The following is a 26,497-nucleotide window of genomic DNA, read 5'->3' as shown; positions in this document are numbered from 1 at the left end:
CATTTCCCCCTGCCACACTAAATAAAACATCCGCACGTTCCTCGCGACAAAGTACCTAAGTCACCCGGCAGACAGGGACAGACTTTGGAATCATTTTCTGAGTGTTTACAATATTCGCAACGAAAGTTCTACAAAACTTTACAAAAAGTTCTTACAATAGAAATTGTTACTCTAATCTGAAAGGTGGAGAAATGGTGGGAATACAGAAAAGACGGTTTTCAAGGAAAAACATTCTCCGTATTCTGCTAACCTCAGTGATGATACTCAGTTTACTCATTCCAAACACCCAGACATATGCAGAAGAACCAAATGAACACCCGCTGATCAACCTCAGCATCCTGGGTACGACAGATATCCACGCCCATATCATGGACTATGACTACTATGCCGACAAAGAAACGGCAGAATTCGGACTGGCCCGCACGGCTCAGCTGATCGAAAAGCACCGGAGCCGGAATCCGAACACGATTCTTGTCGACAACGGCGACTTAATTCAAGGGAACCCTCTAGGGGAATATATCTTCAAACATGAACGTGAAGCAATTATCTCCGGAACGAAAACACACCCGATCATTGATGTCATGAACAAACTGCACTATGACGCCGGCACGCTCGGAAACCACGAATTCAACTATGGCCTTGAATTCCTTGACGGCACGATAAAAGGCGCCGAATTTCCCATCGTCAATGCCAATATAAAAACATCGGACGGAAAGAACAAATATACGCCATATCATATTGAAGAGCGGACGCTGACGGATGAAAGCGGCCAAAAGCACCAGCTTAAAGTCGGCTACATCGGCTTCGTTCCGCCGCAGATTTTAACATGGGATAAAAAGCATCTGGACGGCAAAATTACGGTGCAGGACATCACCGAATCAGCGAAACAAACGATTCCGAAAATGAAGCAGGAAGGCGCCGACGTGATCATTGCGATCGCCCACTCCGGAATTGAAAATGGCGAACAGGCGGCGGGAGCAGAAAACGCCGTATATGACTTGGCTCTCAAGACGGAAGGAATAGATGCGATCATCTCCGGACACCAGCACGGTCTGTTCCCCGGTACCGACTATCCAGGAAATGGCGTGATCGACAATCAAAAAGGAACGATCAACGGCATCCCTGTCGTCATGCCGAAAAACTGGGGCAGCCATTTAGGAATCATCGATATGCAGCTTGAACAGGACGGCAGCAAATGGACAGTGAAAGATGCCAGCGCAAAAACGGAAGCGATTGCCGGAAATGTGACGTCACGACACGAAACCGTCGTTTCCACGATTAAAGACACACACGAAAAAACGCTTGAATACGTCCGCGCGCCGGTTGGCCAAACGGAAGCTGATATTAACAGCTTTTTCGCACAAGTAAAAGACGATCCTTCGATTCAGATTGTCACAGACGCACAAAAATGGTATGCGGAAGATGCCATGAAGGGAACGGAATACGAAAACCTGCCGATTTTATCAGCGGGCGCGCCATTTAAAGCAGGAGGGCGTAACGGTGCTGATTATTATACAAACATTAAAGCAGGAAACCTTGCGATCAAAAACATCGGCGATTTGTATTTGTACGACAATACGCTCTATATCGTCAAGCTGACGGGAAGCGAAGTGAAGGACTGGATCGAAATGTCGGCCGGGCAGTTCAACCAGATCGACCCTTCAAAATCGGGTGAACAGGCGCTCCTCAACCCCGATTTCAGGTCGTATAATTTCGATGTCATTGACGGTGTGACCTACCAGATCGATGTCACACAACCGGCAAAATACAATGCGTCAGGCGGGGTGAAAAATCCGCAGGCCAACCGCGTCAAACAGTTGTCTTACAACGGAAAAGCCGTCCGCGACGATCAGGAATTCCTTGTGGTCACAAATAATTACCGCGCGTCCGGGGGCGGCGGATTCCCGCATCTGACGCAGGACAAAGTCGTTTATGCGGCGGCTGATGAAAACAGGCAGGTGCTCATGAACTACATCATGGAAAAGAAAACGGTCAATCCTGCCGCCGATAACAACTGGTCGATCGCTCCGATTAAAGGAGCCGATGTGACATTCGAATCTTCTCTCCTCGCCAAACCGTTTGCTGAAAAAGCGAAGGACATCGATTTTGTCAGAGAATCCGAAAACAGCGGATATGGCGTCTATAAGCTGAACTTTGAAGGTACAGAGCCTCAGGTTGATAATGGAAACTGGACGTTAACAGTCATGCACACGAACGACACGCACGCCCACCTTGATGAAGCGGCAAGGCGCGCTGCCAAAGTGAAAGAAATCCGCAGTGAAGCAGAAAACAATGTGCTGCTCGATGCCGGCGATGTCTTTTCCGGTGACTTGTATTTTACAAAATGGAACGGACTCGCCGATTTGAAGCTGATGAACATGATGGGCTATGACGCCATGACCTTCGGCAACCATGAATTTGATAAAGGGCCGAAAGTGCTCGCAGACTTTCTGAGCGGAAACAATGCGGCCGTCGATCCGTTAAACAGACACCAGCTGGAAAAGCCCGATTTTCCAATCGTCAGCTCCAATGTCGATGTATCAAAGGAGCCTCAGCTGCGAAGCTTTCAAAAAGAGCCTGCACTCTTAACAGCGGGAGAAAAGAAAGAAAGCGGCATCTATCCTTATATTCTGCTTGATGTAAATGGCGAGCAAGTCGGCGTATTCGGCCTGACGACGGAAGATACGTCATATACGTCAAGCCCCGGACCGAACATTGCGTTCCATGACGCTTATCTGTCAGCGGAGAAAACGGTCAAGGAACTGAAAGAAAAAGAAAAGGTCAACAAAATCATCGCCCTCACCCACCTCGGCTACAACCGGGATCTGGAGCTGGCAAAAAAAGTGAAGGGCATCGATTTGATTATCGGCGGGCATACGCATACACTCGTCGATCATTTAAAAGTGGTGGAGAGCGAAGAACCGACAATCGTCGCCCAAGTGAAAGACTACGGGCAGTTTTTAGGACGGGTCGATGTTGTGTTTGATGAGAAAGGCGTCGTTCAAACGGATCAATCAAGGTTCAATTTGATCGCGATTGACGGCAAAGTGGACGAAGATCCTCCAGCGAAAGAAGTGCTTGACGGCTTTAAAGAAGATATTGACGAACTGAAGAAGAAAAAAGTAGGCTATGCCGATGTCCCGCTTGACGGAAAACGCGAGCATGTCCGCTCAAAAGAAACCAACCTCGGCAATTTTATCGCGGACGGCATGCTGAAGAAAGCAAAACAAGCTGGCGGGGCTGACATCGCCATCACAAACGGCGGCGGAATCAGAAGCGGTATTGCCAAAGGCGACATCACACTCGGCGATGTGCTGACGGTTATGCCGTTCGGCAACACCCTTTATGCCGCTGATTTGACGGGTGCGCAAATCAAAGAAGCGCTTGAGCACGGGGTGAGCCAAGTCGAAGAAGGCGGAGGCGCGTTTCCGCATGTCGCGGGTTTATCCTTCACATTTACACTGAGCAAGCCAAAAGGTGAGCGCATCCTTGATGTGAACCTTGTCAATGACAAAGGGGATGCTGTTCCGCTCGATTTGGACAAAACCTATCGTGTGGCTACAAATAACTTCATGGGCGGCGGCGGAGACGGCTATTCCGTTTTTAAAGAAGCGAAAAACGGTGTCGATCTCGGTTTTACCGATTACGACATTTTTACAGAGCAGCTTGCCTTGTACGATTCTGTTTCACCGAACATCGAAAACAGAATCACAGAAGTGTTCCTTCCTGACCGTCAGACAGACGGCACTTGGACGCTTGCGGAAAAACCGTTCGAAACATACGCGAAAAACGCAAATCAGGTGATTGCTTATTTCCCCGACACAGAAAAAGACCACATCAAGCTGAATATGACAAAAGCACAGACTGACCTTGTCAAAGAAAGAACTGATGATCCAAGTATCACCCTGAAAAACGATCGCATTGCGATGCAGCTTCCAGCCGTTAATCTGGCAAGCGAAAAGACTAAAATCAGCATCAAAATCGCCAAGAATATCAAACAGGCGGTCACAAAGGTATATGATTTCAACATTCAGCAGAGTGGAAAAACGGTCAGCACATTTAAAGAACCTGTCGGACTGTTTTTCCAAGTCGAGGCTCCTGACAAACATTTGAGCGTCTATTATGTCGACCGCAAAAACAACAGCTTCACAAAAGTGACAAACGGCTATACGAAAGGCCGTACCGTTGCAGGCTATGTCGACCATTTCAGCGAGTATACCGTGATGAATGACAAAGATGCCGGGTCTCCTTCACTTCCGCCGGGTTCAGGCGATGATGACGGTCCGGATGGCGGCAGCGGCGGTCAACCCCCTGCTTCGCCCGGCGCCGGAAGCGACGGAGACGGATCAGGCGGTCATGGCAGCGGCGGGTCAGATGACGGAAATGAACCTTCAGATGGTTCAAACGGCGGGTTTTTGCCTGACACCGCTTCAAACGCCTATCATTGGCTGATGCTCGGCCTGCTGCTGCTTATATCCGGAAGCGGTCTGTACCTTTACCAAAGGAAGCGGCGCAAACTCCAAATCTAAATAAAAAAGTGCGGTCTGCTAAAGGCAGAACCGCACTTTTTTTTATTCAACCCATTTCACGATTTGATCAAGCGCCCGTCTCGTCTTCGGACGCGGTTCTTTCACGCGGTAACCGAAAGCGGCCATGACCGAGATGTCAAAGCGGCCGTCCTCCAACAATCCTTCTTTTTCAAGGATGTCGTGGACTTTGTCGTAATTAAAGCCTTCAATCGGGCAGGAGTCAATACCGATCAAGGCGGCCGCCGTCATCATGTTGGCAAGCGCGATGTACGTTTGCTTTGATACCCAGTCAAACATCGCTCTGTCGCTTTCGTACAAATGAAAATCGCCGTCTTGGAAACTTTTCAGAACGCCGTCTTCTTTCAGCATATTTTCAATGATGTCCTCCGGCATTTTTTTCACATGCTTTAACTGATCTGCAACATACCCGGAATCATGCCGCATTTCCTTAGCCGTGCGTCCGAGCAGCAAAACGAAATGGCTGGCTGTCGGCAGCTGTCCCTGTGCGCCCCATGAGACCTGGCGCAGTTTTTCACGCAGCTCTTTATTTTGGACGACGACGAACTTCCACGGCTCGAGGCCGACAGAGCTTGGCGACAGTCTGCCCGCTTCTAAAATGAACTGAAAATCCTCGTCTGATATCTTTCTGTCCGGATCAAACTCTTTTGTCGCGTGTCTAAATTGGAATGCGTCAAGAATCTCCTGCTTCTTGGATTGCTGTGTCATGTTCTGTTCTCTCCTTTTGTCTATAGTTTATATTCCTTTCTTAATTTCATTCTAATCATTATAATAGCAATAAGAAAGTACGCACATTTTTGTGGCATAGTATCATTTTTTATACTAAGGAGAGAGGAAAATGAACAAGAATCCAAAGGCATGCGAAACACCGGACGGTTATTCATGCCCGGTGGAAGCAACGATCGATATCATCGGCGGCAAATGGAAAAGCGTCATTCTGTATCATTTGATCGATGATAAAAAACGCTTTAATGAGCTGCGTCGTTTAATTCCCGCCGTGACACAGCGGATGCTGACCCTCCAGCTTCGCGAACTTGAGCGCGACGGCATCGTCAGCCGCACGATTTATAAGCAGGTTCCCCCGAAAGTCGAGTACAGTTTAACTGAATTCGGCAAGACGCTGATCCCGATCATCAGTCAAATGATGAATTGGGGAGCTTCCTATGCCGGCAAAATCAAGGAAGCTCGCCAACGATCGGCTGCCGCTGAAATGCTGGAATCGCAAGGCTAATTGGCCGGCTCGATTTTCAAGAGAAAGTCTTTGATTCTGCTTAAGTATTCTTCAGGATCGTGGCGAAATCCGCCGACATGTCCCGCGCCTTCAATCAAATACAGTTTCTTTATCCCTTTTTTCCGGTCATACAGGCTTTTGGCCATTTCCGGCGGAACAAGCTGATCATTTGTGCCGTGGATGATAAACAGCGGCGTGTCTGACTGCTCAAGATTGCTGACCGGCGATATGTCGGCAAGGCTCCAGCCATGGCGCCGTTTGATCAGCCCGCTTGCCAACGGGATGAGAAACGGCACGGACAATTTGACGGCGGCTTTCAGCTGAAAGCGGCATAGCTCTGTTAAATCGCTGAAGCAGGAATCGGCAATACAAAACTTGATTCTCCTGTCCTGTTTCATCAGCTCGATGGCAGCCGCGGCTCCTAGCGATTCGCCAAGCACTCCGATCCAAAGGTCTTTGCCGAACCTGTTCTCAAGCTCGTCAGCCCACCTCGCCAAATCGTCCTTTTCGTAAAATCCGTAAGAAACGTGTGAACCGCCGCTCAATCCGTGGCACCTGCTGTCGCAAAGCAGAACATTGTAGCCGATGGACTGGAACAGCTCGACGTATTTATACCCTCCAAACAGCGACCACTTGATGCCGTGGGAAACGATGACGGCTTTCCTGCTCTTTTGAACGGGAAAAAGCAGCGCATGCAGCCGGCATCCATCCCCCGCCGTCAAAAACAGCTCTTCTTTGTCGTGTGACTCAAACACATCATCGATGATCTCGCCGTGTTTGAGTCCGCTGAAAAAGGTTTCTTCATATGTGCTCCTGTTCGGCATAACAAACAAATAGCTGACAATCAGACTGACGGCAAAAATACTGATCCCAATTCCAAAGACCATCAACAAAATTCCGATCCACACGGCCCTCACCCTTTACGTTCTTGTTTTAACTTATTGTATTCCGAACGGGTCTGGGCGTGAGTCGCGGAAAAAAATTGGCGTCAAGAGCACCCGTTTCCGAGCTGGATGACTTTCGCTTTTCCTGCTGCTTCTCTCAATACGCCTCTTGTATCAAATATCACGGTTGCATGGTTTAGTAACAGCTCTTTCGGAAGTGCGTCATGATCGGTCAAAACGACAACACAGTCGTACGCTTTCAGCATCTCTGAATCTATCGGCATGCTTGCCAGTTTTTTGCCGCTGAGGTCGAGTTCCGGAACGTGCGGATCATGGTAGGAAACATCAGCCCCCATGCCGATCAGCTTCTCTATAATATCAAGCGATTTTGATTCGCGGACATCCGCTATATTACGTTTATAGGTGACGCCATAGATTAAAATGCGGACGTCCGTCGCCTTATCTTTCCCTGCCAGTTGCAAGGAACGATCTGCGATATAGCGGACGATTCTATCATTTGTCGCTTCCGACAGCTCGATAAAGTCGCTCGATAAACCGCTTTGTTTCATGACAAACTGCAAATACAGCGGATCGACGGGGATGCAATGGCCGCCGATGCCGGGACCTGGATAAAACGCCGCAAAGCCGTACGGCTTCGTGCTTGCCGCCTCGATAACTTCCCATACATTCACCCCGAGCTTGTCGCATATCATCGCGAATTCATTAATGAATGAAATATTAATAAACCGGTACGTATTTTCCAGCAGCTTTGTCAGCTCCGCTGTTTCAGGCGATGTGACAGGCACAACCTCTTCATAAATGCCGCTGTATAATTGATGCACCTTTTCAAGGCATGCCTCCGTCGCGCCTCCCACTACCTTCGGCACGACTTCAATCGGGAATTGATTGCCCGGATCAACGCGTTCTGGAGAATAAGCCAAATAAAAATCCTTTCCGCATACAAGGCCGCTTTCTTCGAGGATCGGTTTGACGATGTCCCTTGTCGTACCCGGATATGTCGAGCTTTCCAACACAACGAGCTGCCCTTTTTTCAAGTGCCCTCCAATCGATTGCGCCGCTCTTTTCACATAAGTCAAATCAGGACCCGCATCATCATTCAGCGGCGTCGGTACGCAGATGATGACGGCATCCGCTTCGCCGATTAAACCGTAGTCCGAAACAGGACGAAAGAAACCGGTGCCTATTCCGTCCTGCACCGCTTGATCGTTGATATCTGAAATATAGCTGTTCCCTTTCCGTAATGCCTCGACTTTCTTTTTATCCAAATCAACACCGATAACCCGAATTCCTTTTGATATCAACAACATGGCCAAGGGCAGACCGACAAACCCCAAGCCGATGACCGCTATCGTTTCGTTATGCATTTCCTGTTTGCTCATTTATCAAATCGCCCCTTCTGTACATTCCTTTAATAAACTATGTTTTAAATCTTTTTTTGAAAGGGACGATCTACCAAATCAAAACCTATTTATTTTTCATATCAGATGTTTGAAACGAAGAAAGAGGCAGCTGCACCGGCTGCTTCTGCAGCACAGACTGGTAGATTCCAAAAATCGTTTCAATCGCCTTTTTCCCTTCATAGCCGTCAACCAATAGTGTGTCTTGGCGCTTGACGGCGCTTATAAAGTTTTGATACATAGCGGTTTGTTCGCCGCTGAGATCAATCAGCTGCGCCGCTTCTTCAGCAGCATCCTTCTCCCCGTGGATATACCAGCGGCTGATCCGGTTTAATGCCGGGCCTTCCAATGAAATCGTTCCATGTTCTCCAAAAATCGAGAGAGAGCTTCCGATATTGTTTGGCTGTGTGACGATATTCGCTTCTACTACTCCTTTCGCCTGACTGGCAAACGTCAGAACACCGACAGCAACATCTTCCGTTTCTTTTGCTCCGGAACCGCCCAGTATATCTCCGTAAACGCCTTTTACATCACCTAAAAACCATTGCAGCAGATCGATCAGATGTATCCCTTGATTGACCAGCATCCCGCCGTCTTTTTCCCAGCTTCCCCGCCAGGTTGCCGCTTCATAATAAGCGGGTGACCTGTTTAAGCGAAGCGATACTGTGCCTAAGTAGATCCTTCCCAGTTTTCCTCTCTCAATCGTTTCCTTCAGTTTTTTCATGATCGGCCGGTGGCGCATCTGGTGGCAGACCATGAGCTTCAGCCCGTTCTGTTCCGCCAGTTCTATCAGCTCATCGGCATCCTGTAATGACAAGGTCATCGGTTTTTCGACGATGACGTGCTTGCCTGCCTGTAGCGCAGCTTTGGCCATTTCGGCGTGCAGTCCCGAAACCGCCGCAATAATGACCGCTTCTATTTTAGAATCTGAAAGCAGCGCTTGATACTGCTGATAACGGGTCATTCGGCTTTCATCTCCGGCGAAGGAAGCATAGTATTGTTCCGCCTCCTTCATCCGTTCTTCCTGCAAATCACTGACGGCCGACAACTTTGCATCACCGCACCCGGCCAGTGCTTGAAGATGTTTTCTTGACATATAGCCGCAGCCGATTAAACCGAAATGAACCGTCACTTTCCCCCTCCTCCTTTTTTCAGCAGCGCGGAAATAATTTGCTCTTGTTCCTCAGCGGCTAGAAAAGGATCCATAGGAATCGCGAAAAGGGTTTCGGACAAGGACTCGGCTATAGGGAAATTGCCTTTTTTGTACTGCAATGAAGAATAGACCGTTTGCAAATGAAGGCAGCAAGGATAATACACGCCAGAATGAATGTTCTGCTCTTTCAGCGATTGAATGAATTCGTCGCGGTCTTTCGCGCCGATACAATAGAGATGATAGATATGTGTGCGGTCTTCTTTCTCAGCCGGCAGTGTGAGATGCTCCGCCGTTTTCAAACCTTCCCTGTAGCGGCTGGCCACTTTTCTTCTTTGTTCATTCCAGCCGTCGATTTTCTCAAGAAGAATGAGCAAAGCAGCGGCATGTAATTCATCAAGACGGCTGTTGAAACCGATTTTGTCATGGAAGTATTTTTTGCTTGTGCCATGGGTTCTGAGTGTTCTTAATTGCCGGGCCGCATCCGGGTCTGAAACCGTCACCATTCCCCCGTCTCCCAACGTTCCTAAGTTTTTTGTCGGGAAAAATGAAAAACAGGCGGCATCCCCGATGCCGCCGACAGGCCGCCCTTTATACGATGCGCCGAACGCTTGGCAGGCATCCTCAATCACAAGCAGTCCATGTTTTTTGGCAATCGCCATGATCTCGTCCATATCAGCCGGCTGTCCGAAAATGTGGACGGGAATGATCGCTTTAGTAGCAGGGGTGATCTTTTCTTCTATTTTTTCCGGATCAAGGTTGCAGGTTTCACGATCAACATCAGCAAACACCGGCTTAGCCCCCACCCTTGAGACAGCTTCGGCAGTCGCAAAAAAAGTGAACGGCGTCGTAATGACCTCATCCCCTTTGCCGATACCGAAAGCTTCGAGCGTCAGCACTAATGCATCCGTTCCGTTGGCGACCGCGACCGCTTCTTTTACACCAAGCTTTTCGGCTATTCTTTTCTCCAGCTCTTCAACCTTGGGCCCCAATATATATTGGCCGCTGTCCAACACATGCTCAAACTCTTGTAAAATATCTTGTTTTACCGTTTGAAACTGGCGTTTTAAATTGATTAACGGGATCATCTCTATTCCTCCTCTAAAATCAAAAAGTTCCAAAATAAGTTATGATGCCTGCCGGTAATTTGGCACGGCTTGATTTTTTTCATAAAAAAAGACCTACTTGTTCAGTAAGTCTTGACCATGCTATTTGTTAATGCTTAATTTCCCTTCCAGCAGCTGTTTGTTATGAAGGACGGATTTGTCATCGGGACGGTATTTTCTCGCCTCTTCATTGTGCTGATACGACTTTTCAAAGTCTCCTAAATTGTAGTAGCACACACACATTTGCAAGTGAGGGTACCAAGTGTAATATGCCGGATAGGTGAAGCTCCATTTATTCGAATCAGGCACCAGTGTTGTCGCCAGCTCATACCAGTAGATAGCGGCATTGTATTCCCGCCGCCGCTGAAAGTTATAGCCGATTCTTGAGCATGTTTCGGCACGAGGCGTTTTGGAAAATTCAAATGACTGGAAGAGCGATCTCAGCTCATTATCCAAGTCGCCGAGAAAGCGGTGGCAGTCGGCTTTGTTGATGCAGGCGTATACTTTGTCTTCAATCCATCCTTCTTTCATTTCAATGTTTTTATTGTAGCTTTCAATTGCTTTTTCGTAGTGCCTGTTTTCTCTTAATTCATTTCCGTAGTAAAAATAGTCGCGCGGGGTAAACGTGTCGCCGCGATCGATCTTCTTTTGGTAAATATTGAGGTTTCGTCCGACAGAGTGGCGGATTTTTTTATGCGTCACAGAGATATCGGCATTGATGATGTTCCCGAATACCTCCAAATATTGATGGCAGTCGCCTTTCCATTTAAAGTTTTTCTCCCTTTTCACCAGGCGGTTGCGGCGGTACCTTAAGGTCACATTTCCGAATTCGTCAGTTCCCGCATCATAGTACATGGACACGGAATCAACGGAAGGATCAAGCGTTTCCTTCAACTCTTTTAATTTTTTCTGATCTTTCTCAAGCAACACATCATCCGCATCCAGATAGAGAATATAATCCTTAGTGGCGTGCTTGAACGATTCATTGCGGGCAGCCGCAAAATCGCCGATCCATTCAAAGAAAAAGACGCGGTCTGTGTAGCGCTTCGCAATCTCTACGGTTTGATCTGTCGATCCCGTATCCACAATGTTAATTTCATCTACAATGTCTTTCACTGTATCAAGGCATCTCGCCAATACTTCTTCTTCATTTTTGACAATCATACATAGACTGATTGTAACCAAAGCCTTCACTCCCTGAGACTCTTTTTTAAAATCTACCCATAAAATATGAACCAGCAGCTGATCGCGTTTGTGCCGCTGTCACTGTTTTAGCTTTTCAGGCTGTGCCATTTCCGAAGTATTTTTCATAGAACTTTCTTTTCTCGCTTGAATATAGATACTACTAGCGAAAATGTGTTTAACCAGGAGGTTTCAGATGGATAATGAATTGGAATATTTGCTAGACTCTGTTGGGCTTAGCTGGAGAGAAACCGAAATATCCCAACTGATATTTCAACACAAATGGCACGATGCTGCGCAGAAGCTGGAAGAGAGGCTGGAAGCCGCTCCCTTCGATCCCGGCTTACTGATAAGCGCTGCTTTTGTTTATGAAAAAAAGCAGCAGGTTCAGAGAGCGTCTGAATTATATGATGATGCCCTCCTGTTTGTCAGGCGCGAACATCAACATCGCCTCATGAAGGAGAAAGCGGACCTTTTCAAAAAAATGGTCAGGCGTCCAAAGATCATTTTTTTCGTTAAACCGGATTTAGACCGGTTTTTGAATGCTGTCGTTGAGCGCCTTTCCAGAACTTACCGGACCAAAAAAATCGCGGTTCATGATTTGAATCAAATCGACACTGGTATGCAATGGGCGGATATTTGCTGGTTTGAATGGTGCGATGATTTATTGATCCACGGGAGCAAAGTCCCTTCTGCAGCGGCCAAAACATTAATATGCAGGCTCCACAGCTATGAAGCATTTACTTTTTATATTAAAAAGGTATATTGGCAAGCGGTGGATCAAGTGATCTTTGACGGGGAACACATGCGGGAATATGTATTAGATCAAGTTAAATCGTTGAAAAAAGAGAAAACGGCCGTCGTTCCAAATGGAATCAAGTTAGACGAATACACCTTTCAGCAAAGGCAAAAAGGCTTTCATATCGCATATGTCGGCTATATCAACTATAAAAAAGGTCCGATGCTTTTGCTGCAGGCTTTCAAGGCACTGATTGACAAAGACCCAAGATACAAACTGTTCATCGCCGGGACGTTTCAGGACGCCCGCTATCAGTTGTACTTCAAGCAAATGATTGATGAACTCCGGCTGACTGACAACGTCCAATTTGACGGATGGCAGGATGATATGAATCAATACTTGGAAGATAAGCATTACCTGATTTGCACGAGCCTTCTTGAAAGTCAGCATATGTCGGCCATGGAAGCGATGGCTAAAGGCATTAAACCGCTGATCCACAACTTTTACGGCGCAAAGACGATATACGATGAATCAGTTGTTTGGAATACAATAGATGAATTCGTGGCCATGATCACAAGCGGTGATTATACATCTCTCCATTATCGGTCGTTTATTGAAGAGCATTATTCATATGACCTGAGCATGCGCAAAATTGAAGAGATGATTTCAGGCTTTGCAAAGCAGTCAGAGTTGACGGTTATGCCAAATCCGCCGCTGATTACGGTAGGCATCATCAACTATAATTACAGTAATTTTATTGATGAATGCCTTCAATCCGTTTTAAATCAACTCTACCCTAATATCGACATTCTGATCGTTGACGACCACTCAACTGACGACTCGATGCAAAAAATCAGCAGCTATCAAAAAACGCATCCGCACATTCGAACGATATGCCACAGCGAAAATACAAAACTTCCTGATCTCGCTTTTAAGGAAATCTTCCAAGAGGCAAAAGGCGAATATGTTTTGCTTTTAAGCGCAGATGATTTCCTTCCGCACAATTTGGTGCTCCATGACTTTATGCAGTGCTTTTTTGGAGAAGAGGGATTAGATTATGTGTACGGGGACCTTTTGCTTGTTGATCAACACGGAAAAAATGCGGGGCTGTGGACGTATCAAGAGTATGGCGATGAGGAGCTGGTGAGGACTATTTTTCAAAGGGGCGGCTCAGGCATTGTCCCGATGGTGGGCATGTTTAAAGCATCTTATTATCAGCAAAAAGGCTTTACTTGGCTGGTTGATCCGCAAAAGCCGCTTGCAGGGGATGTGCTGAATTGTTTGGCCAACACGAAGCGCGGCTGGAAGCGCCGCTATTTAAGAAAACCTGTATTGTGCTACCGCCGCCATCAAAACAATATTTCCTACCAATTGCATAAAAGGATTCAATCGCTTGTGTACGTCATCGACTATATTGTGAAAGAATTTGACGAAAGCGTCTATTTTCCCCATATCAAATGGAAGGAGCTTGAGGAAAATCAAAGACAGTCCTTGAAATATTTCAGCATCGGAAAAACCTTTTGGAGAATGGCCCGGAGATACGCACAAAACGGATATACCCGGCATTTAGATCAAGACGCCAAAAAAGAATGCATTCAGCCGCTCCTGGATAAAATGGATGAATACTTCCAATTAAGCCTCTCTTCAGACAATCAGTATGAACGATATATGAAAAATATTAAAAAAATCCAGCTGATATAAAGCCTTCCGCTCTGTGGAAGGTTTTTCTCTTATACTCTCGCACAAATACACAGTCATATAGATTCATTTATACGTATGATAGAGCGCACAAAGCGTTTTTATTCTGCCATTAAAAGGAGAAATTGAAAGCAGCGTGATCGATGGGAGGTCATCATGAAAGATTTCAAGTCAGACATCATTCATTGTCTGGAACAAAAAGATTGGAACAAAGCCATGAAGCGCTTAAAAGAGTGGGAAGCCGACGGCTCGCATAACGAGCCCGATTTTTATTTTTTTCAAGCCTCTCTTTCTGTCTATCTCGGCCATGACCATAACGCCTGGCTATGGCTCTGGAGGGGGCTTGACCTTTTTCCTGATAACAGATCTTTAAATCTGCTGATGGGAAAAGTGTGCCTGCGCACCGGAAGGGAACAAGAGAGCGCGGCCTATCTTCAAAAAGGAGATGGAGCAGAAACCGAAAGCGGGCCAAAGCTTGATCTTCCTGTTCATGAAACAACCGAGCCTCCGGCCGGGCAAATCCGCGTTTTGCAAGGCACAATGGAAATCGCCAACCAAATGAACACCTTGGCTAAAGGGCTCTCACAGCATGGCGCGCTTGCCCACACTTTAAATTACTATCCTTATTATTTAAATTACGCTGCCGACTACACCTGGTCATTGCTGAAAGAACGCAATACGCCCGCCATGAATGCGAAGCTGAGAAGGCTTGCCAGTGATCTCTTGCCATCCTATGATTTGTTCCATTTTCATTTTGGCACAAGCTTTACGCTGGACATGTCGGATTATCCCATTTTAAAACAGGCAGGTAAACCAATGATCATGCATCATTGGGGCAGCGATGTGAGGCTTTATTCAACATTGGCTAAAACAAATCCATACGCCGTTGTCAAAACGAAAAACGAAGCGCGAATTCGATATCACCTCAAACGAATTTCACAATATGTCCAGCACTGCATCGTCGCCGATATGGAACTTTACGAGTATGTAAAAGACTATTATGAGCATATCCACATGATTCCAACCATGATCCAGCTTGACCGCTATATTCCCGACTACAGGTCAAATGAAAAACCGCTCATCGTTCATGCCCCCACCTCTCCAGGAATAAAAGGAACCCGCCATATCCTTAAGGCGGTGGAGTCTTTAAAAGAAAAATACGATTTTCATTTTCACCTAGTACGAGGGGTTTCTCATGAACAGGCAAAGAAAATCTATCAAAAGGCGGATTTGATCATTGATCAGCTTCATATCGGCAGCTATGGATTATTTGCCGTCGAATCGATGGCAATGGGGAAACCCGTTATCTGTTGGGTCAGTGATTTTATGAAGGAGCACTATCCTTCCGAACTGCCTCTCATAAGAGCAAATCCTGACAACATTACAGAAGTGATTGAAAATGTGCTGAAAAACCGGGATATGCTGCCGGAAATCGGCCAGAAAGGAAGAAAGTATGCAGAAGTTCATCATGATATGGTGAAAAACAGCAAAAAAATGCTGGCTGTTTATCAGACGCTACTTTCGGGATGATATTGAACACCTTTCGCGTCGCGGGATTTGTAATTCAAAAAAACGAAACAAGCAGGTGAACAATTGATGAGCGATATGACAGAGTTATCCGGCCAGCATATTTTCATAACTGGCGGAGCAGGCTTTATCGGATCCTCTTTAATAGGAAAACTGATAGAGCGCAACAGCGTCACCGTATACGACAATTTTTCAAGAGACTCCCTCCGGTATAAACCTTACCGGGACCATCCTCACTTGAAAGTGGTGCAGGGAGACATTTTAGATGTGAACACGCTTAAAAAGGCGATCCAGGGAGCCAGCCACATTGTCCACGCCGCCGGCATCGCAGGGATTGACACGGTCATTCAAAATCCCGTTAAAACGATGCAGGTCAACATGATCGGTTCAGCCAATCTGCTAGAAGCGGCTGCAGGTTTAACCGAATGCAAAAGGGTCGTTTGTTTCAGTACGAGTGAAGTGTTCGGCCAAATCGCTTTCAGGGCGCGAGAGACCAGTCATACTGTTTTAGGAGCGGTGGGAGAAGCTCGCTGGACATATGCTGTCAGCAAACTCGCCGAGGAACATATGGCATATGCCTATTTTAAAGAATTGGGGCTCCCGACCGTCACCGTCCGCCCTTTTAATGTTTATGGACCGGAACAAGTCGGGGAAGGCGCCATCAAAACGATGGTTCACAGAGCTCTGTTAGATGAGCCGATTTATATTCACGGCGACGGAACGCAAATCCGGGCCTGGTGTTACGTAGATGACATGATCGACGGAATATTGCGCTGTTTGACGATGAAAGAAGCCATTGGGGAGTCTTTCAACATCGGCAATGAACGCACTGTGATCACTGTATACGGATTGGCAAGCACGATTATCAGAGTTCTTGGATCAAAATCGCAAATCTTCTTTAGAGAGAAAAAAGAAGCCGATATTGAACTTCGCATCCCTCAGGTCAATAAAGCAAAAGAAATGCTCGGTTTCAGCGCAAAAGTAGATCTGGAAGAAGGGATCACAAGAACAGCTGAAAGCATTCGAAAAAATTTGGATCAATAAGAAAGGAGGCGCTTTTGTTGAAACAATGGAAAAGCGAAGGAAAAGGTGAATTTACCCTTTCCCAGCTTGGAGGGTGCGGCGAAAATGTCGTTATTGAAGACGGAGTCCGCATTTTTCATCCGGAAAATATCTATATCGGAGATAACGTTTATATCGGCCATGACACGATTTTAAAAGGCTATTATAAGCATGACCTGATCATCGGCTCAAACAGCTGGATCGGTCAGCAATGTTTTATACACGGTGCCGGCGGGGTTACAATCGGAGAATTTGCGGGAATTGGTCCGAATGTCCGGATACACGCCGCTTACCATACCGATCCTGATATACCTGACAGTACCATTTTGTTTTCACCGCTTACATTCGCTCCCATTCATATTGAAGAAAACTGCAACATCGGGATCGGTGCGTCTATTTTAGCAGGCGTTACGATAGGCGCCCACTCCAAAATCGGAGCAAACGCCGTCGTCAATCGTCATATTCCCCCGTACAGCATAGCGGTAGGCGTGCCGGCAAAGGTGATTAAAAACCGAAGGATGAAAGATGAGGAGCGCTCATGATCAGGTTGATTGAGCCGTATATTACGTTTGAAGAAGTGGAAGCAGAATTAAAAGAAATATTTTCCTCCGGCATGCTGACAAAAGGCCCTTATGTCAGAACATTTGCTGATCATATTAAACAGTATGTAAGTGCAAAGCATGCTTTTTTAACAACATCGGCTACAACGGCTTTATCGATGTGCCTTAAAAGCCTTAACGTCCAACCCGGAGACGAAGTGATCGTCTCAGACTTTTCGTTTCCCGCCACTGTCAATGTAATAGAAGATTTAGGTGCCAAGCCGATTTTTGCCGATGTTGATCTTGAAACATTTAACATGCTTCCAGAAGAGCTGGAAAGTCAAATCACGTCCCGGACAAAAGCCGTTCTTTTTGTAGATGCTCTTGGAAACCCGACAGGCATCACCAACATTAAACACATATGTAAAGAGTATAGCTTACCACTCGTGGATGATGCCGCGTGTGCGATCGGCAGCAGTGAATACGGTTGTAAATCTGGAAAAATTGCCGATCTCACCTGTTTCAGCTTTCACCCAAGAAAGCTGCTTACGACAGGCGAAGGCGGAGCAATTACAACCGACCGGGAAGAGTTGAAAGATTGGTTTTCAGTCAAGTTAAACCATGGCGCCGCTATCTCTGACGGCCAATTGGATTTTATGGATTTCGGCTACAACTACAGATTATCTGATATCCAAGCCGCTCTTGGAATCAAACAGCTCCAAAAACTTGATGACATCATTCATCGCCGAAATCTTCAGCAGAAAGCATATAGTGAACAGCTTGAACCCCTCGGATTCCAAAGTCAACAAATCGGACCTGACGTTGTACACAATACACAATCCGCCGTTTTCAAAGTTCCAAAAAACATCGTTCGCGACGAATTGATTCAATATTTGAGCGACTGCCATATAGAGTCGACTTTCGGCACCTATTGCTTAAGCGGCACTACCTATTACCGCCGCAAATACAGACAGATTAAACCCAATTCCATTTTTCTTGAACAAAATACGATCACCCTTCCCTGCCATGATCAAGTCAATGTGGATCAAGTAGTCTCAGCCATTCAATCATTTAGCCAACGTAAAGGCTAATCAATCAAAAACATCCCTTTCACAAAATAGTGACAGGGATGTTTTTTTATTCTTAGAAATAAGCAATATAAAAAAGGCAGTAAACCATAGGTTTACTGCCCCCTGAATCATTCGCATAGCATTCCAGCGAAGTTCCGGAAAAACAAACGGAAAATATTTGCTAATAGTCGTTAAATATTAAGCGCCGGTTGGACCTGTTGGGCCAGTTGGACCTGTCGGGCCGGTTGGACCTGTCGGGCCAGTTGGACCTGTCGGGCCAGTTGGACCTGTCGCTCCGGTTGGACCTGTCGCTCCGGTTGGACCTGTTGGACCGGTTGCTCCTGTCGCTCCAGTTGCTCCGGTTGGACCGGTTGCTCCCGTCGGACCTGTTGGGCCTGTTGGACCTGTCGCTCCGGTTGGACCTGTTGGACCGGTTGCTCCTGTCGCTCCAGTTGCTCCGGTTGGACCGGTTGCTCCCGTCGCTCCAGTTGCTCCGGTTGGACCGGTTGCTCCCGTCGGGCCGGTTGCTCCCGTTGCTCCGGTTGCCCCGGTTGCTCCTGTCGGGCCGGTTGCTCCCGTCGGGCCGGTTGCTCCCGTTGCTCCGGTTGGGCCTGTCGGGCCGGTTGCTCCTGTCGCTCCCGTGGCTCCGGTTGCCCCGGTTGCTCCTGTCGGGCCGGTTGCTCCTGTCGCTCCCGTGGCTCCTGTCGCTCCCGTGGCTCCGGTTGGACCTGTTGGGCCTGTCGCTCCCGTTGCTCCCGTTGCACCTGTCGCTCCCGTCGGACCGGTTGCTCCTGTCGCTCCCGTTGGACCTGTCGGGCCGGTTGCTCCCGTTACGCCGGTTGCTCCCGTCGGACCTGTTGCTCCCGTTGCACCTGTCGGGCCGGTTGCTCCTGTCGGGCCGGTTGCTCCTGTCGCTCCCGTGGCTCCCGTCGGACCTGTCGCTCCGGTTGCGCCTGTCGCTCCGGTTGCTCCTGTCGCTCCAGTTGCTCCGGTTGCGCCTGTCGCTCCGGTTGCTCCCGTCGGACCTGTTGCGCCTGTCGCTCCGGTTGCTCCTGTCGGACCTGTTGCGCCTGTCGCTCCGGTTGCTCCCGTAGGACCTGTTGGGCCGGTTGCTCCGGTTGCGCCTGTTGGGCCGGTTGCTCCGGTTGCTCCTGTCGGACCGGTTGCTCCTGTCGCTCCCGTGGCTCCCGTCGGACCTGTTGCTCCTGTCGGACCAGTTGCTCCCGTCGGGCCGGTTGCGCCTGTCGGGCCGGTTGCTCCGGTTGCGCCTGTCGCTCCCGTTGCTCCCGTCGGACCGGTTGCTCCCGTCGGACCTGTTGCTCCTGTCGCTCCCGTGGCTCCCGTTGCTCCCGTGGCTCCCGTGGCTCCCGTCGGACCTGTTGCTCCTGTCGCTCCGGTTGCTCCTGTCGCTCCCGTTGCTCCCGTCGGACCTGTTGCGCCTGTCGCTCCGGTTGCTCCCGTCGGGCCGGTTGCTCCCGTTGGACCTGTTGCGCCTGTCGCTCCGGTTGCTCCCGTTGCGCCGGTTGGACCTGTTGCTCCCGTTGGACCTGTCGGGCCGGTTGCTCCCGTTGCTCCGGTTGCTCCCGTCGGACCTGTTGCTCCCGTTGCGCCTGTCGGGCCGGTTGCTCCCGTTACGCCGGTTGCTCCCGTCGGACCTGTTGCTCCTGTCGCTCCGGTTGCTCCTGTCGCTCCCGTGGCTCCTGTCGCTCCGGTTGCTCCTGTCGGGCCGGTTGCTCCCGTTGCTCCGGTTGCTCCTGTTGGACCGGTTGCTCCCGTTGCTCCGGTTGCTCCTGTTGGACCGGTTGCTCCCGTTGCTCCTGTCGCTCCGGTTGCTCCGGTTGCTCCCGTTGCTCCTGTCGGGCCGGTTGCTCCTGTCGGGCCGGTTGCTCCTGTTGCTCCCGTCGGACCTGTTGGGCCGGTTGCTCCCGTTGCTCCTGTCGGGCCGGTTGCTCCCGTTGCTCCTGTTGGACCGGTTGCTCCTGTCGGGCCGGTTGCTCCCGTTGCTCCCGTCGGACCTGTTGGGCCTGTCGCTCCTGTCGGGCCGGTTGCTCCCGTCGGACCTGTTGGGCCTGTCGCTCCTGTTGGACCGGTTGGACCTGTCGGGCCGGTTGGACCTGTTCCTCCGCCTTCTACATCTAATAGTGCTACATCATCTACAATGACATTCGCTGTACCTGCCTGCGGCAAAGTATTAATCAAAATGAAAGCCATAGTAGAGCCAGCTGGAGCTGGGGTCGTCGTTTGATAGACTTCAAGCCATGTATTATTTTGAACAATCGGTAGTCTGTTGAACGGGATATTTAAAAAGAGACCTTGGCCTAAAAAGTTAAATGAACTATCAAAATAAGACACTTGAATTTGCACCTGAGGCGATGGAGCAGGAAAACCTTCTTTAGCTAGAGAAACTAAAAATTCCAATCCTTCTCCTGCATCTACTGGAACAAATTGTGCAATAAAAGAAGTAACAGCCCCGCCCAGTAATCTTGCCGACCAAAAACCTGAATGAGAAAATTGAGTTGTGACGGTTGCATTTTGGCCTACCCAGGGTGGAAGTGCCCCGTTTTCAAAGCTGCCGTTTACAACCAAATTTTGGATCGACATCTAGGATTTTACCTCCCTTTCACTAGATTAGCTTCAATTCCCTTTTCGAGAATGAAGCTAACATATACTATGTCTCCTTGCTAAGCTCGGTCACGTTATTTTCCATACGATTAAAACACATTTATAGAAGTTAAATCCGAGTGAATCAAACTATATTAACTTTAAAGCAACGTTCTTTCACTTAATATGAAACTTCAAAAGGGGAAAGCTCCATTTAGCTTTCCCCCCCTCCCTTTAAGGGAACCGAATGAGATTTAAATCTCTATTAAATGCTGCAGCGGAAGTAACATTTGAAGCCGTTGTTACCGCTACCCTAACTGAATAATCAACTGTTGCGGTGGCAGGAACTGTATCAACAATTGTGCTGGCTAATGGAAACCTTTGAGTGCCGGCAGCCGCGAGACTCCTATTAAATATTCTTGTTTGAACTAAAGTTCCGCCTCTATATAGCCTTATTTCAAAAATTATATTACTGTTTGCAGTATTTACAGCTTCTATAGCCAATGCATAATCCACCTTAATATTTTGCCCACTAGTGACCGATACATTAGGAACCGATACAACAGTTACTTCTGTATTTAAAGGAACCGTTGGCGGATTGTAAACAGTAGTAGACCCAAATAGATTGTTAAAGAATATAGCAGTTTGTGGACTGGCTGGTCCTGTTGGTCCTGTTGGACCAGCTGCTCCCATTGTTCCTGCTTCACCCGGCGGACCCGTTGGACCCTGTGGACCTGTTGGGCCTGTTGCTCCTGTGGTTCCGGTCGCTCCCGTTGGGCCGGTCGGGCCGGTTGCGCCTGTTGCTCCTGTTGGGCCTGTTGCGCCTGTCACTCCTGTTGGACCTGTCGCTCCGGTTGGACCTGTCGCCCCTGTTGGACCCGTCGCTCCGGTGGCTCCCGTTGCTCCTGTTGGACCTGTCGCTCCGGTTGCACCAGTTGCTCCTGTTGGACCCGTTGCCCCTGTTGGTCCTGTTGCTCCCGTTGCTCCTGTTGGACCCGTCGCTCCCGTTGCGCCTGTGCCTCCCGTTGCCCCGGTTACTCCTGTTGGACCCGTTGGTCCTGTGGCTCCTGTCGCTCCTGTCGGACCTGTTACTCCTGTTGGGCCTGTTGCTCCTGTTGCCCCTGTTACTCCTGTTGGACCTGTCGCTCCGGTTGGACCCGTTGGTCCTGTTGCCCCTGTTGGACCCGTTGCTCCCGTCGGACCTGTCACTCCGGTTGGACCCGTTGCTCCCGTCGGACCGGTTGCTCCTGTTGGGCCGGTTGCTCCTGTCGGACCTGTTGCTCCTGTCGGGCCTGTTGGGCCGGTTGCTCCCGTCGGACCGGTTGCTCCGGTTGGACCCGTTGCTCCGGTTGGACCCGTTGCTCCGGTTGCGCCTGTCGGGCCGGTTGCTCCTGTTGGTCCTGTTGCTCCCGTTGGACCTGTTGCCCCTGTTGGACCTGTCGCTCCTGTTGCCCCTGTTGGACCTGTCGCTCCTGTTGGACCCGTCGCTCCTGTTGGACCCGTCGCTCCTGTTGCCCCGGTTGGACCCGTCGCTCCTGTTGGACCCGTCGCTCCTGTTGCCCCGGTTGGACCCGTCGCTCCTGTTGGACCCGTCGCTCCTGTTGCCCCGGTTGCTCCCGTCGGGCCGGTGGCTCCTGGCGGACCTGTTGCGCCTGTCGCTCCTGTTGGACCCGTTGCTCCTGTTGGACCCGTTGCTCCTGTTGGGCCGGTTGCTCCCGTCGGACCTGTCGCTCCTGTTGGACCCGTTGCTCCTGTTGGACCCGTTGCTCCTGTTGGGCCGGTTGCTCCCGTCGGACCTGTCGCTCCTGTTGGACCCGTTGCTCCTGTTGGACCCGTTGCTCCGGTTGCGCCTGTCGGGCCGGTTGCTCCTGTTGCTCCCGTTGCTCCTGTTGGACCGGTTGCTCCGGTTGCTCCGGTTGCGCCTGTCGCTCCCGTTGGGCCTGTCGCTCCCGTTGCGCCTGTCGCTCCCGTTGGACCGGTTGGGCCTGTGGCTCCGGTTGCGCCTGTCGCTCCCGTTGCTCCTGTCGGGCCTGTTGATCCTGTTGGGCCGGTTGCTCCGGTTGAACCCGTTGGTCCTGTTGGACCCGTTGCTCCTGTTGGACCGGTTGAGCCTGTGGCTCCGGTTGCTCCCGTCGGGCCGGTGGCTCCTGGCGGACCTGTTGCGCCTGTCGCTCCTGTTGGACCCGTTGCTCCTGTTGGGCCGGTTGCTCCCGTCGGACCTGTCGCTCCTGTTGGACCCGTTGCTCCTGTTGGACCTGTTGGACCCGTCGCTCCCGTTGCTCCTGTGGCTCCCGTTGCCCCGGTTACTCCTGTTGGACCCGTCGCTCCTGTTGCCCCGGTTACTCCTGTTGGACCTGTGGCTCCGGTTGGACCCGTTGGTCCTGTTGCCCCTGTTGGACCCGTCGCTCCTGTTGCTCCTGTGGCTCCCGTTGGTCCTGTTGGGCCTGTTGCTCCTGTTGCCCCGATTACTCCTGTTGGACCCGTCGCTCCCGTTGCTCCTGTGGCTCCCGTTGCCCCGGTTACTCCTGTTGGACCGGTTGAGCCTGTCGCTCCCGTTTGACCTGTTGGGCCTGTGGCTCCGGTTGCTCCTGTCGCTCCCGTTGGACCGGTTGCTCCGGTTGGACCCGTCGCTCCTGTTGGACCCGTCGCTCCTGTTGCCCCGGTTGCTCCCGTCGGGCCGGTGGCTCCTGGCGGACCTGTTGCGCCTGTCGCTCCAGTTGGACCCGTTGGTCCTGTTGCCCCTGTTGGACCCGTCGCTCCTGTTGCGCCGGTGGCTCCCGTTGGACCTGTTGGCCCTGTTGCTCCTGTCGGGCCTGTTGGCCCTGTTGCTCCTGTTGGACCTGTCGCCCCGGTTGCTCCGGTTGCGCCTGTCGCTCCCGTTGGACCTGTTGCCCCTGTTGGACCCGTCGCTCCCGTTGCGCCTGTGGCTCCCGTTGCCCCGGTTACTCCTGTTGAACCCGTTGGGCCTGTTGCGCCTGTCGCTCCTGTCGGGCCGGTGGCTCCTGTTGGACCCGTCGCTCCTGTTGCGCCGGTGGCTCCCGTTGCCCCGGTTACTCCTGTTGGGCCTGTCGCTCCTGTTGGACCCGTTGATCCTGTCGCCCCTGTTGGACCCGTTGGTCCTGTCGCCCCTGTTGGGCCCGTCGCTCCCGTTGCGCCGGTTGGACCTGTCGCTCCGGTTGGACCCGTTGGTCCTGTCGCCCCTGTTGGACCCGTCGCTCCCGTTGCGCCTGTGCCTCCCGTTGCCCCGGTTACTCCTGTTGGACCCGTTGGTCCTGTGGCTCCTGTCGCTCCTGTCGGACCTGTTACTCCTGTTGGGCCTGTTGCTCCTGTTGCCCCTGTTACTCCTGTTGGACCTGTCGCTCCGGTTGGACCCGTTGGTCCTGTTGCCCCTGTTGGACCCGTTGCTCCCGTCGGACCTGTCACTCCGGTTGGACCCGTTGCTCCCGTCGGACCGGTTGCTCCTGTTGGGCCGGTTGCTCCTGTCGGACCTGTTGCTCCTGTCGGGCCTGTTGGGCCGGTTGCTCCCGTCGGACCGGTTGCTCCGGTTGGACCCGTCGCTCCTGTTGGACCCGTCGCTCCTGTTGCCCCGGTTGCTCCCGTCGGGCCGGTGGCTCCTGGCGGACCTGTTGCGCCTGTCGCTCCTGTTGGACCCGTTGCTCCTGTTGGACCCGTTGCTCCTGTTGGGCCGGTTGCTCCCGTCGGACCTGTCGCTCCTGTTGGACCCGTTGCTCCTGTTGGGCCGGTTGCTCCCGTCGGACCGGTTGCTCCGGTTGGACCCGTCGCTCCTGTTGGACCCGTCGCTCCTGTTGCCCCGGTTGCTCCCGTCGGGCCGGTGGCTCCTGGCGGACCTGTTGCGCCTGTCGCTCCTGTTGGACCCGTTGCTCCTGTTGGACCCGTTGCTCCTGTTGGGCCGGTTGCTCCCGTCGGACCTGTCGCTCCTGTTGGACCCGTTGCTCCTGTTGGACCCGTTGCTCCGGTTGCGCCTGTCGGGCCGGTTGCTCCTGTTGCTCCCGTTGCGCCTGTTGGACCGGTTGCTCCGGTTGCTCCGGTTGCTCCGGTTGCGCCTGTCGCTCCGGTTGGGCCTGTCGCTCCCGTTGCGCCTGTCGCTCCCGTTGGACCGGTTGGGCCTGTGGCTCCGGTTGCTCCTGTCGCTCCCGTTGCTCCTGTCGGGCCTGTTGATCCTGTTGGGCCGGTTGCTCCGGTTGAACCCGTTGGTCCTGTTGGACCCGTTGCTCCTGTTGGACCGGTTGCGCCTGTCGCTCCCGTTGCCCCGGTTACTCCTGTTGGACCTGTCGCTCCGGTTGGACCCGTTGGGCCTGTCGTCCCGGTTGCTCCGGTTGCTCCTGTCGCTCCCGTTGGACCTGTTGGGCCTGTCGCTCCCGTTGCTCCTGTTGCCCCTGTTGGACCCGTCGCTCCCGTTGCTCCCGTTGCCCCGGTTACTCCTGTTGGACCTGTTGGACCCGTTGGGCCTGTTGATCCTGTCGGACCTGTTACTCCTGTTACTCCTGTTGGACCGGTTGAGCCTGTGGCTCCGGTTGCTCCCGTCGGGCCGGTTGCTCCTGGCGGACCTGTTGCGCCTGTCGCTCCTGTTGGACCCGTTGCTCCTGTTGGGCCGGTTGCTCCCGTCGGACCTGTCGCTCCTGTTGGACCCGTTGCTCCTGTTGGACCCGTTGGACCCGTCGCTCCCGTTGCTCCTGTGGCTCCCGTTGCCCCGGTTACTCCTGTTGGACCCGTTGCTCCGGTTGCCCCGGTTACTCCTGTTGGACCTGTGGCTCCCGTTGCGCCTGTCGGGCCTGTTGATCCTGTTGAGCCTGTTGCTCCCGTCGGACCCGTTGGTCCTGTTGGACCCGTTGCTCCTGTTGGGCCTGTTGCCCCTGTTGGGCCTGTCGCTCCCGTTGGGCCTGTTGCGCCTGTCGCTCCTGTCGGGCCGGTGGCTCCGGTTGCTCCTGTCGCTCCCGTTGGACCTGTTGGGCCTGTCGCTCCTGTCGGGCCAGTTGCTCCGGTTGAACCCGTTGCTCCCGTCGGGCCTGTTGGACCTGTCGCTCCCCTCGGACCTGTGACTCCGGTTGGACCCGTTGCCCCGGTTGCGCCTGTTGCTCCCGTCGGACCAGTTGCTCCGGTTGGGCCGGTTGCTCCGGTTGGGCCGGTTGCTCCCGTCGCTCCTGGTTGATCAATTGTTATCATTGAAACATCATCAATTAGTATCGGTGCCCCCCCACTAAGAGGGAGTTTTTGAATAGTTACCACTCCTATAACGGTTCCAGGAGGAGCACTATTCGTTGTAGCATAAATTTCATTCCACACATTTACTGCAGATAGACGGTTTACTGGAATTGTTAAGCTTAATCCCTGCGACAAAAAGTCAAAAGAGGAGTTGTAATAATCTACTGTTATTACAATCGCAGGATTAGGAGCGCTGCTAGCTTTTGAAATAGATATAACAAATTCAAAATTCTCTCCCGGGTTAACCAGAAAGCTCTGAGCTAAGATTCCAATCGACGAAGTTACCAAGTTAACACTATAAATCCCTGAATGGCTGAAATTAGAAGTAACTACGGCATTAAATCCTGTCCAAGGCGGCAGAGAACCGGTTTCAAACCCTCCATTTATTATTCGATTCTCAATGGTCAATCAAGTTTCACCACCCTTTCTCAAAAATTGAGATAATAATATCCCTCAAACAAAATATGAAATATCTATGTATACCGTTTGGATAAAACTCTATTTCTTTGAATTTTTATAA

15 protein-coding genes are annotated in these 26,497 nt (G+C 51.0%); 7 read left to right on the top strand and 8 right to left on the bottom strand.

Annotation, left to right across the window (positions count from 1 at the left end; genetic code table 11):
- Positions 1–191: 191 nt before the first annotated feature.
- Entirely contained in the window at positions 192–4,529 is a 4,338-nt protein-coding gene (locus MKZ04_RS21295; protein WP_341047020.1) for a multifunctional 2',3'-cyclic-nucleotide 2'-phosphodiesterase/3'-nucleotidase/5'-nucleotidase, read from the top strand.
- A 42-nt stretch (positions 4,530–4,571) separates the two neighbouring features.
- Here the strand turns inward: MKZ04_RS21295 and MKZ04_RS21290 are convergent, their stop codons facing one another.
- Positions 4,572–5,255: an NAD(P)H-dependent oxidoreductase gene (locus tag MKZ04_RS21290; protein ID WP_020450562.1), complete on the bottom strand. Its 684-nt coding sequence runs from the start codon at positions 5,253–5,255 to the stop codon at positions 4,572–4,574.
- Positions 5,256–5,385: 130 nt separating this feature from the next.
- Between MKZ04_RS21290 and MKZ04_RS21285 the strand changes: the two genes are divergently transcribed.
- Positions 5,386–5,778, top strand: coding sequence for a winged helix-turn-helix transcriptional regulator (locus MKZ04_RS21285; RefSeq protein ID WP_341047018.1), 393 nt, complete (start codon positions 5,386–5,388; stop codon positions 5,776–5,778).
- Here MKZ04_RS21285 and MKZ04_RS21280 read toward each other — a convergent pair.
- From MKZ04_RS21280 to MKZ04_RS21260, 5 genes are all read right to left on the bottom strand, one after another.
- Complete coding sequence (locus MKZ04_RS21280; RefSeq protein ID WP_075755089.1) at positions 5,775–6,686, bottom strand: alpha/beta hydrolase; 912 nt, start codon at positions 6,684–6,686, stop codon at positions 5,775–5,777. The genes MKZ04_RS21285 and MKZ04_RS21280 overlap by 4 nt on opposite strands.
- Positions 6,687–6,766: 80 nt before the next feature.
- On the bottom strand, positions 6,767–8,062 hold the full coding sequence (locus tag MKZ04_RS21275; RefSeq protein WP_341047014.1) for a nucleotide sugar dehydrogenase: 1,296 nt from the start codon (positions 8,060–8,062) through the stop codon (positions 6,767–6,769).
- A gap of 85 nt (positions 8,063–8,147) precedes the next feature.
- Positions 8,148–9,212 (bottom strand): Gfo/Idh/MocA family protein, encoded by a 1,065-nt coding sequence (locus tag MKZ04_RS21270; RefSeq protein WP_023855861.1) that lies wholly within the window; start codon positions 9,210–9,212, stop codon positions 8,148–8,150.
- Complete coding sequence (locus MKZ04_RS21265; protein WP_026580660.1) at positions 9,209–10,318, bottom strand: DegT/DnrJ/EryC1/StrS family aminotransferase; 1,110 nt, start codon at positions 10,316–10,318, stop codon at positions 9,209–9,211. The genes MKZ04_RS21270 and MKZ04_RS21265 overlap by 4 nt, the downstream gene beginning before the upstream one ends.
- 120 nt (positions 10,319–10,438) lie before the next feature.
- Positions 10,439–11,521: a glycosyltransferase gene (locus MKZ04_RS21260; protein ID WP_214485189.1), complete on the bottom strand. Its 1,083-nt coding sequence runs from the start codon at positions 11,519–11,521 to the stop codon at positions 10,439–10,441.
- Between the two features lie 193 nt (positions 11,522–11,714).
- On the opposite strand from MKZ04_RS21260, the gene MKZ04_RS21255 reads away from it, so the two are divergent.
- From MKZ04_RS21255 to MKZ04_RS21235, 5 genes are all read left to right on the top strand, one after another.
- Complete coding sequence (locus tag MKZ04_RS21255) at positions 11,715–13,958, top strand: glycosyltransferase (protein ID WP_341047007.1); 2,244 nt, start codon at positions 11,715–11,717, stop codon at positions 13,956–13,958.
- 153 nt (positions 13,959–14,111) lie between these two features.
- Positions 14,112–15,485 (top strand): glycosyltransferase, encoded by a 1,374-nt coding sequence (locus MKZ04_RS21250; protein ID WP_341047006.1) that lies wholly within the window; start codon positions 14,112–14,114, stop codon positions 15,483–15,485.
- A gap of 66 nt (positions 15,486–15,551) precedes the next feature.
- Positions 15,552–16,526 (top strand): NAD-dependent epimerase/dehydratase family protein, encoded by a 975-nt coding sequence (locus MKZ04_RS21245; RefSeq protein ID WP_144497554.1) that lies wholly within the window; start codon positions 15,552–15,554, stop codon positions 16,524–16,526.
- 17 nt (positions 16,527–16,543) lie between these two features.
- A complete protein-coding gene (locus MKZ04_RS21240; RefSeq protein WP_023855855.1) occupies positions 16,544–17,086 on the top strand; it encodes an acyltransferase in 543 nt (180 codons plus the stop codon).
- Entirely contained in the window at positions 17,083–18,174 is a 1,092-nt protein-coding gene (locus MKZ04_RS21235) for a DegT/DnrJ/EryC1/StrS family aminotransferase (RefSeq protein ID WP_075212799.1), read from the top strand. Before MKZ04_RS21240 ends, MKZ04_RS21235 begins: the two co-directional genes overlap by 4 nt.
- A gap of 177 nt (positions 18,175–18,351) precedes the next feature.
- On the opposite strand, the gene MKZ04_RS21230 is transcribed toward MKZ04_RS21235, so the two are convergent.
- Both MKZ04_RS21230 and MKZ04_RS21225 read right to left on the bottom strand, forming a co-directional pair.
- Complete coding sequence (locus MKZ04_RS21230) at positions 18,352–20,754, bottom strand: NTTRR-F1 domain (RefSeq protein WP_341046998.1); 2,403 nt, start codon at positions 20,752–20,754, stop codon at positions 18,352–18,354.
- 234 nt (positions 20,755–20,988) lie between these two features.
- Positions 20,989–26,385: an NTTRR-F1 domain gene (locus MKZ04_RS21225; protein ID WP_341046995.1), complete on the bottom strand. Its 5,397-nt coding sequence runs from the start codon at positions 26,383–26,385 to the stop codon at positions 20,989–20,991.
- Positions 26,386–26,497: the final 112 nt, after the last annotated feature.

Origin of the sequence: Bacillus sp. FSL W7-1354 (assembly GCF_038002405.1) — a bacterium.
In the GTDB taxonomy this organism is placed as follows: domain Bacteria; phylum Bacillota; class Bacilli; order Bacillales; family Bacillaceae; genus Bacillus; species Bacillus paralicheniformis.
The sequence above is the reverse complement of the archived record's forward strand: the minus strand, read 5'-3'. Positions and strand labels throughout refer to the sequence as shown.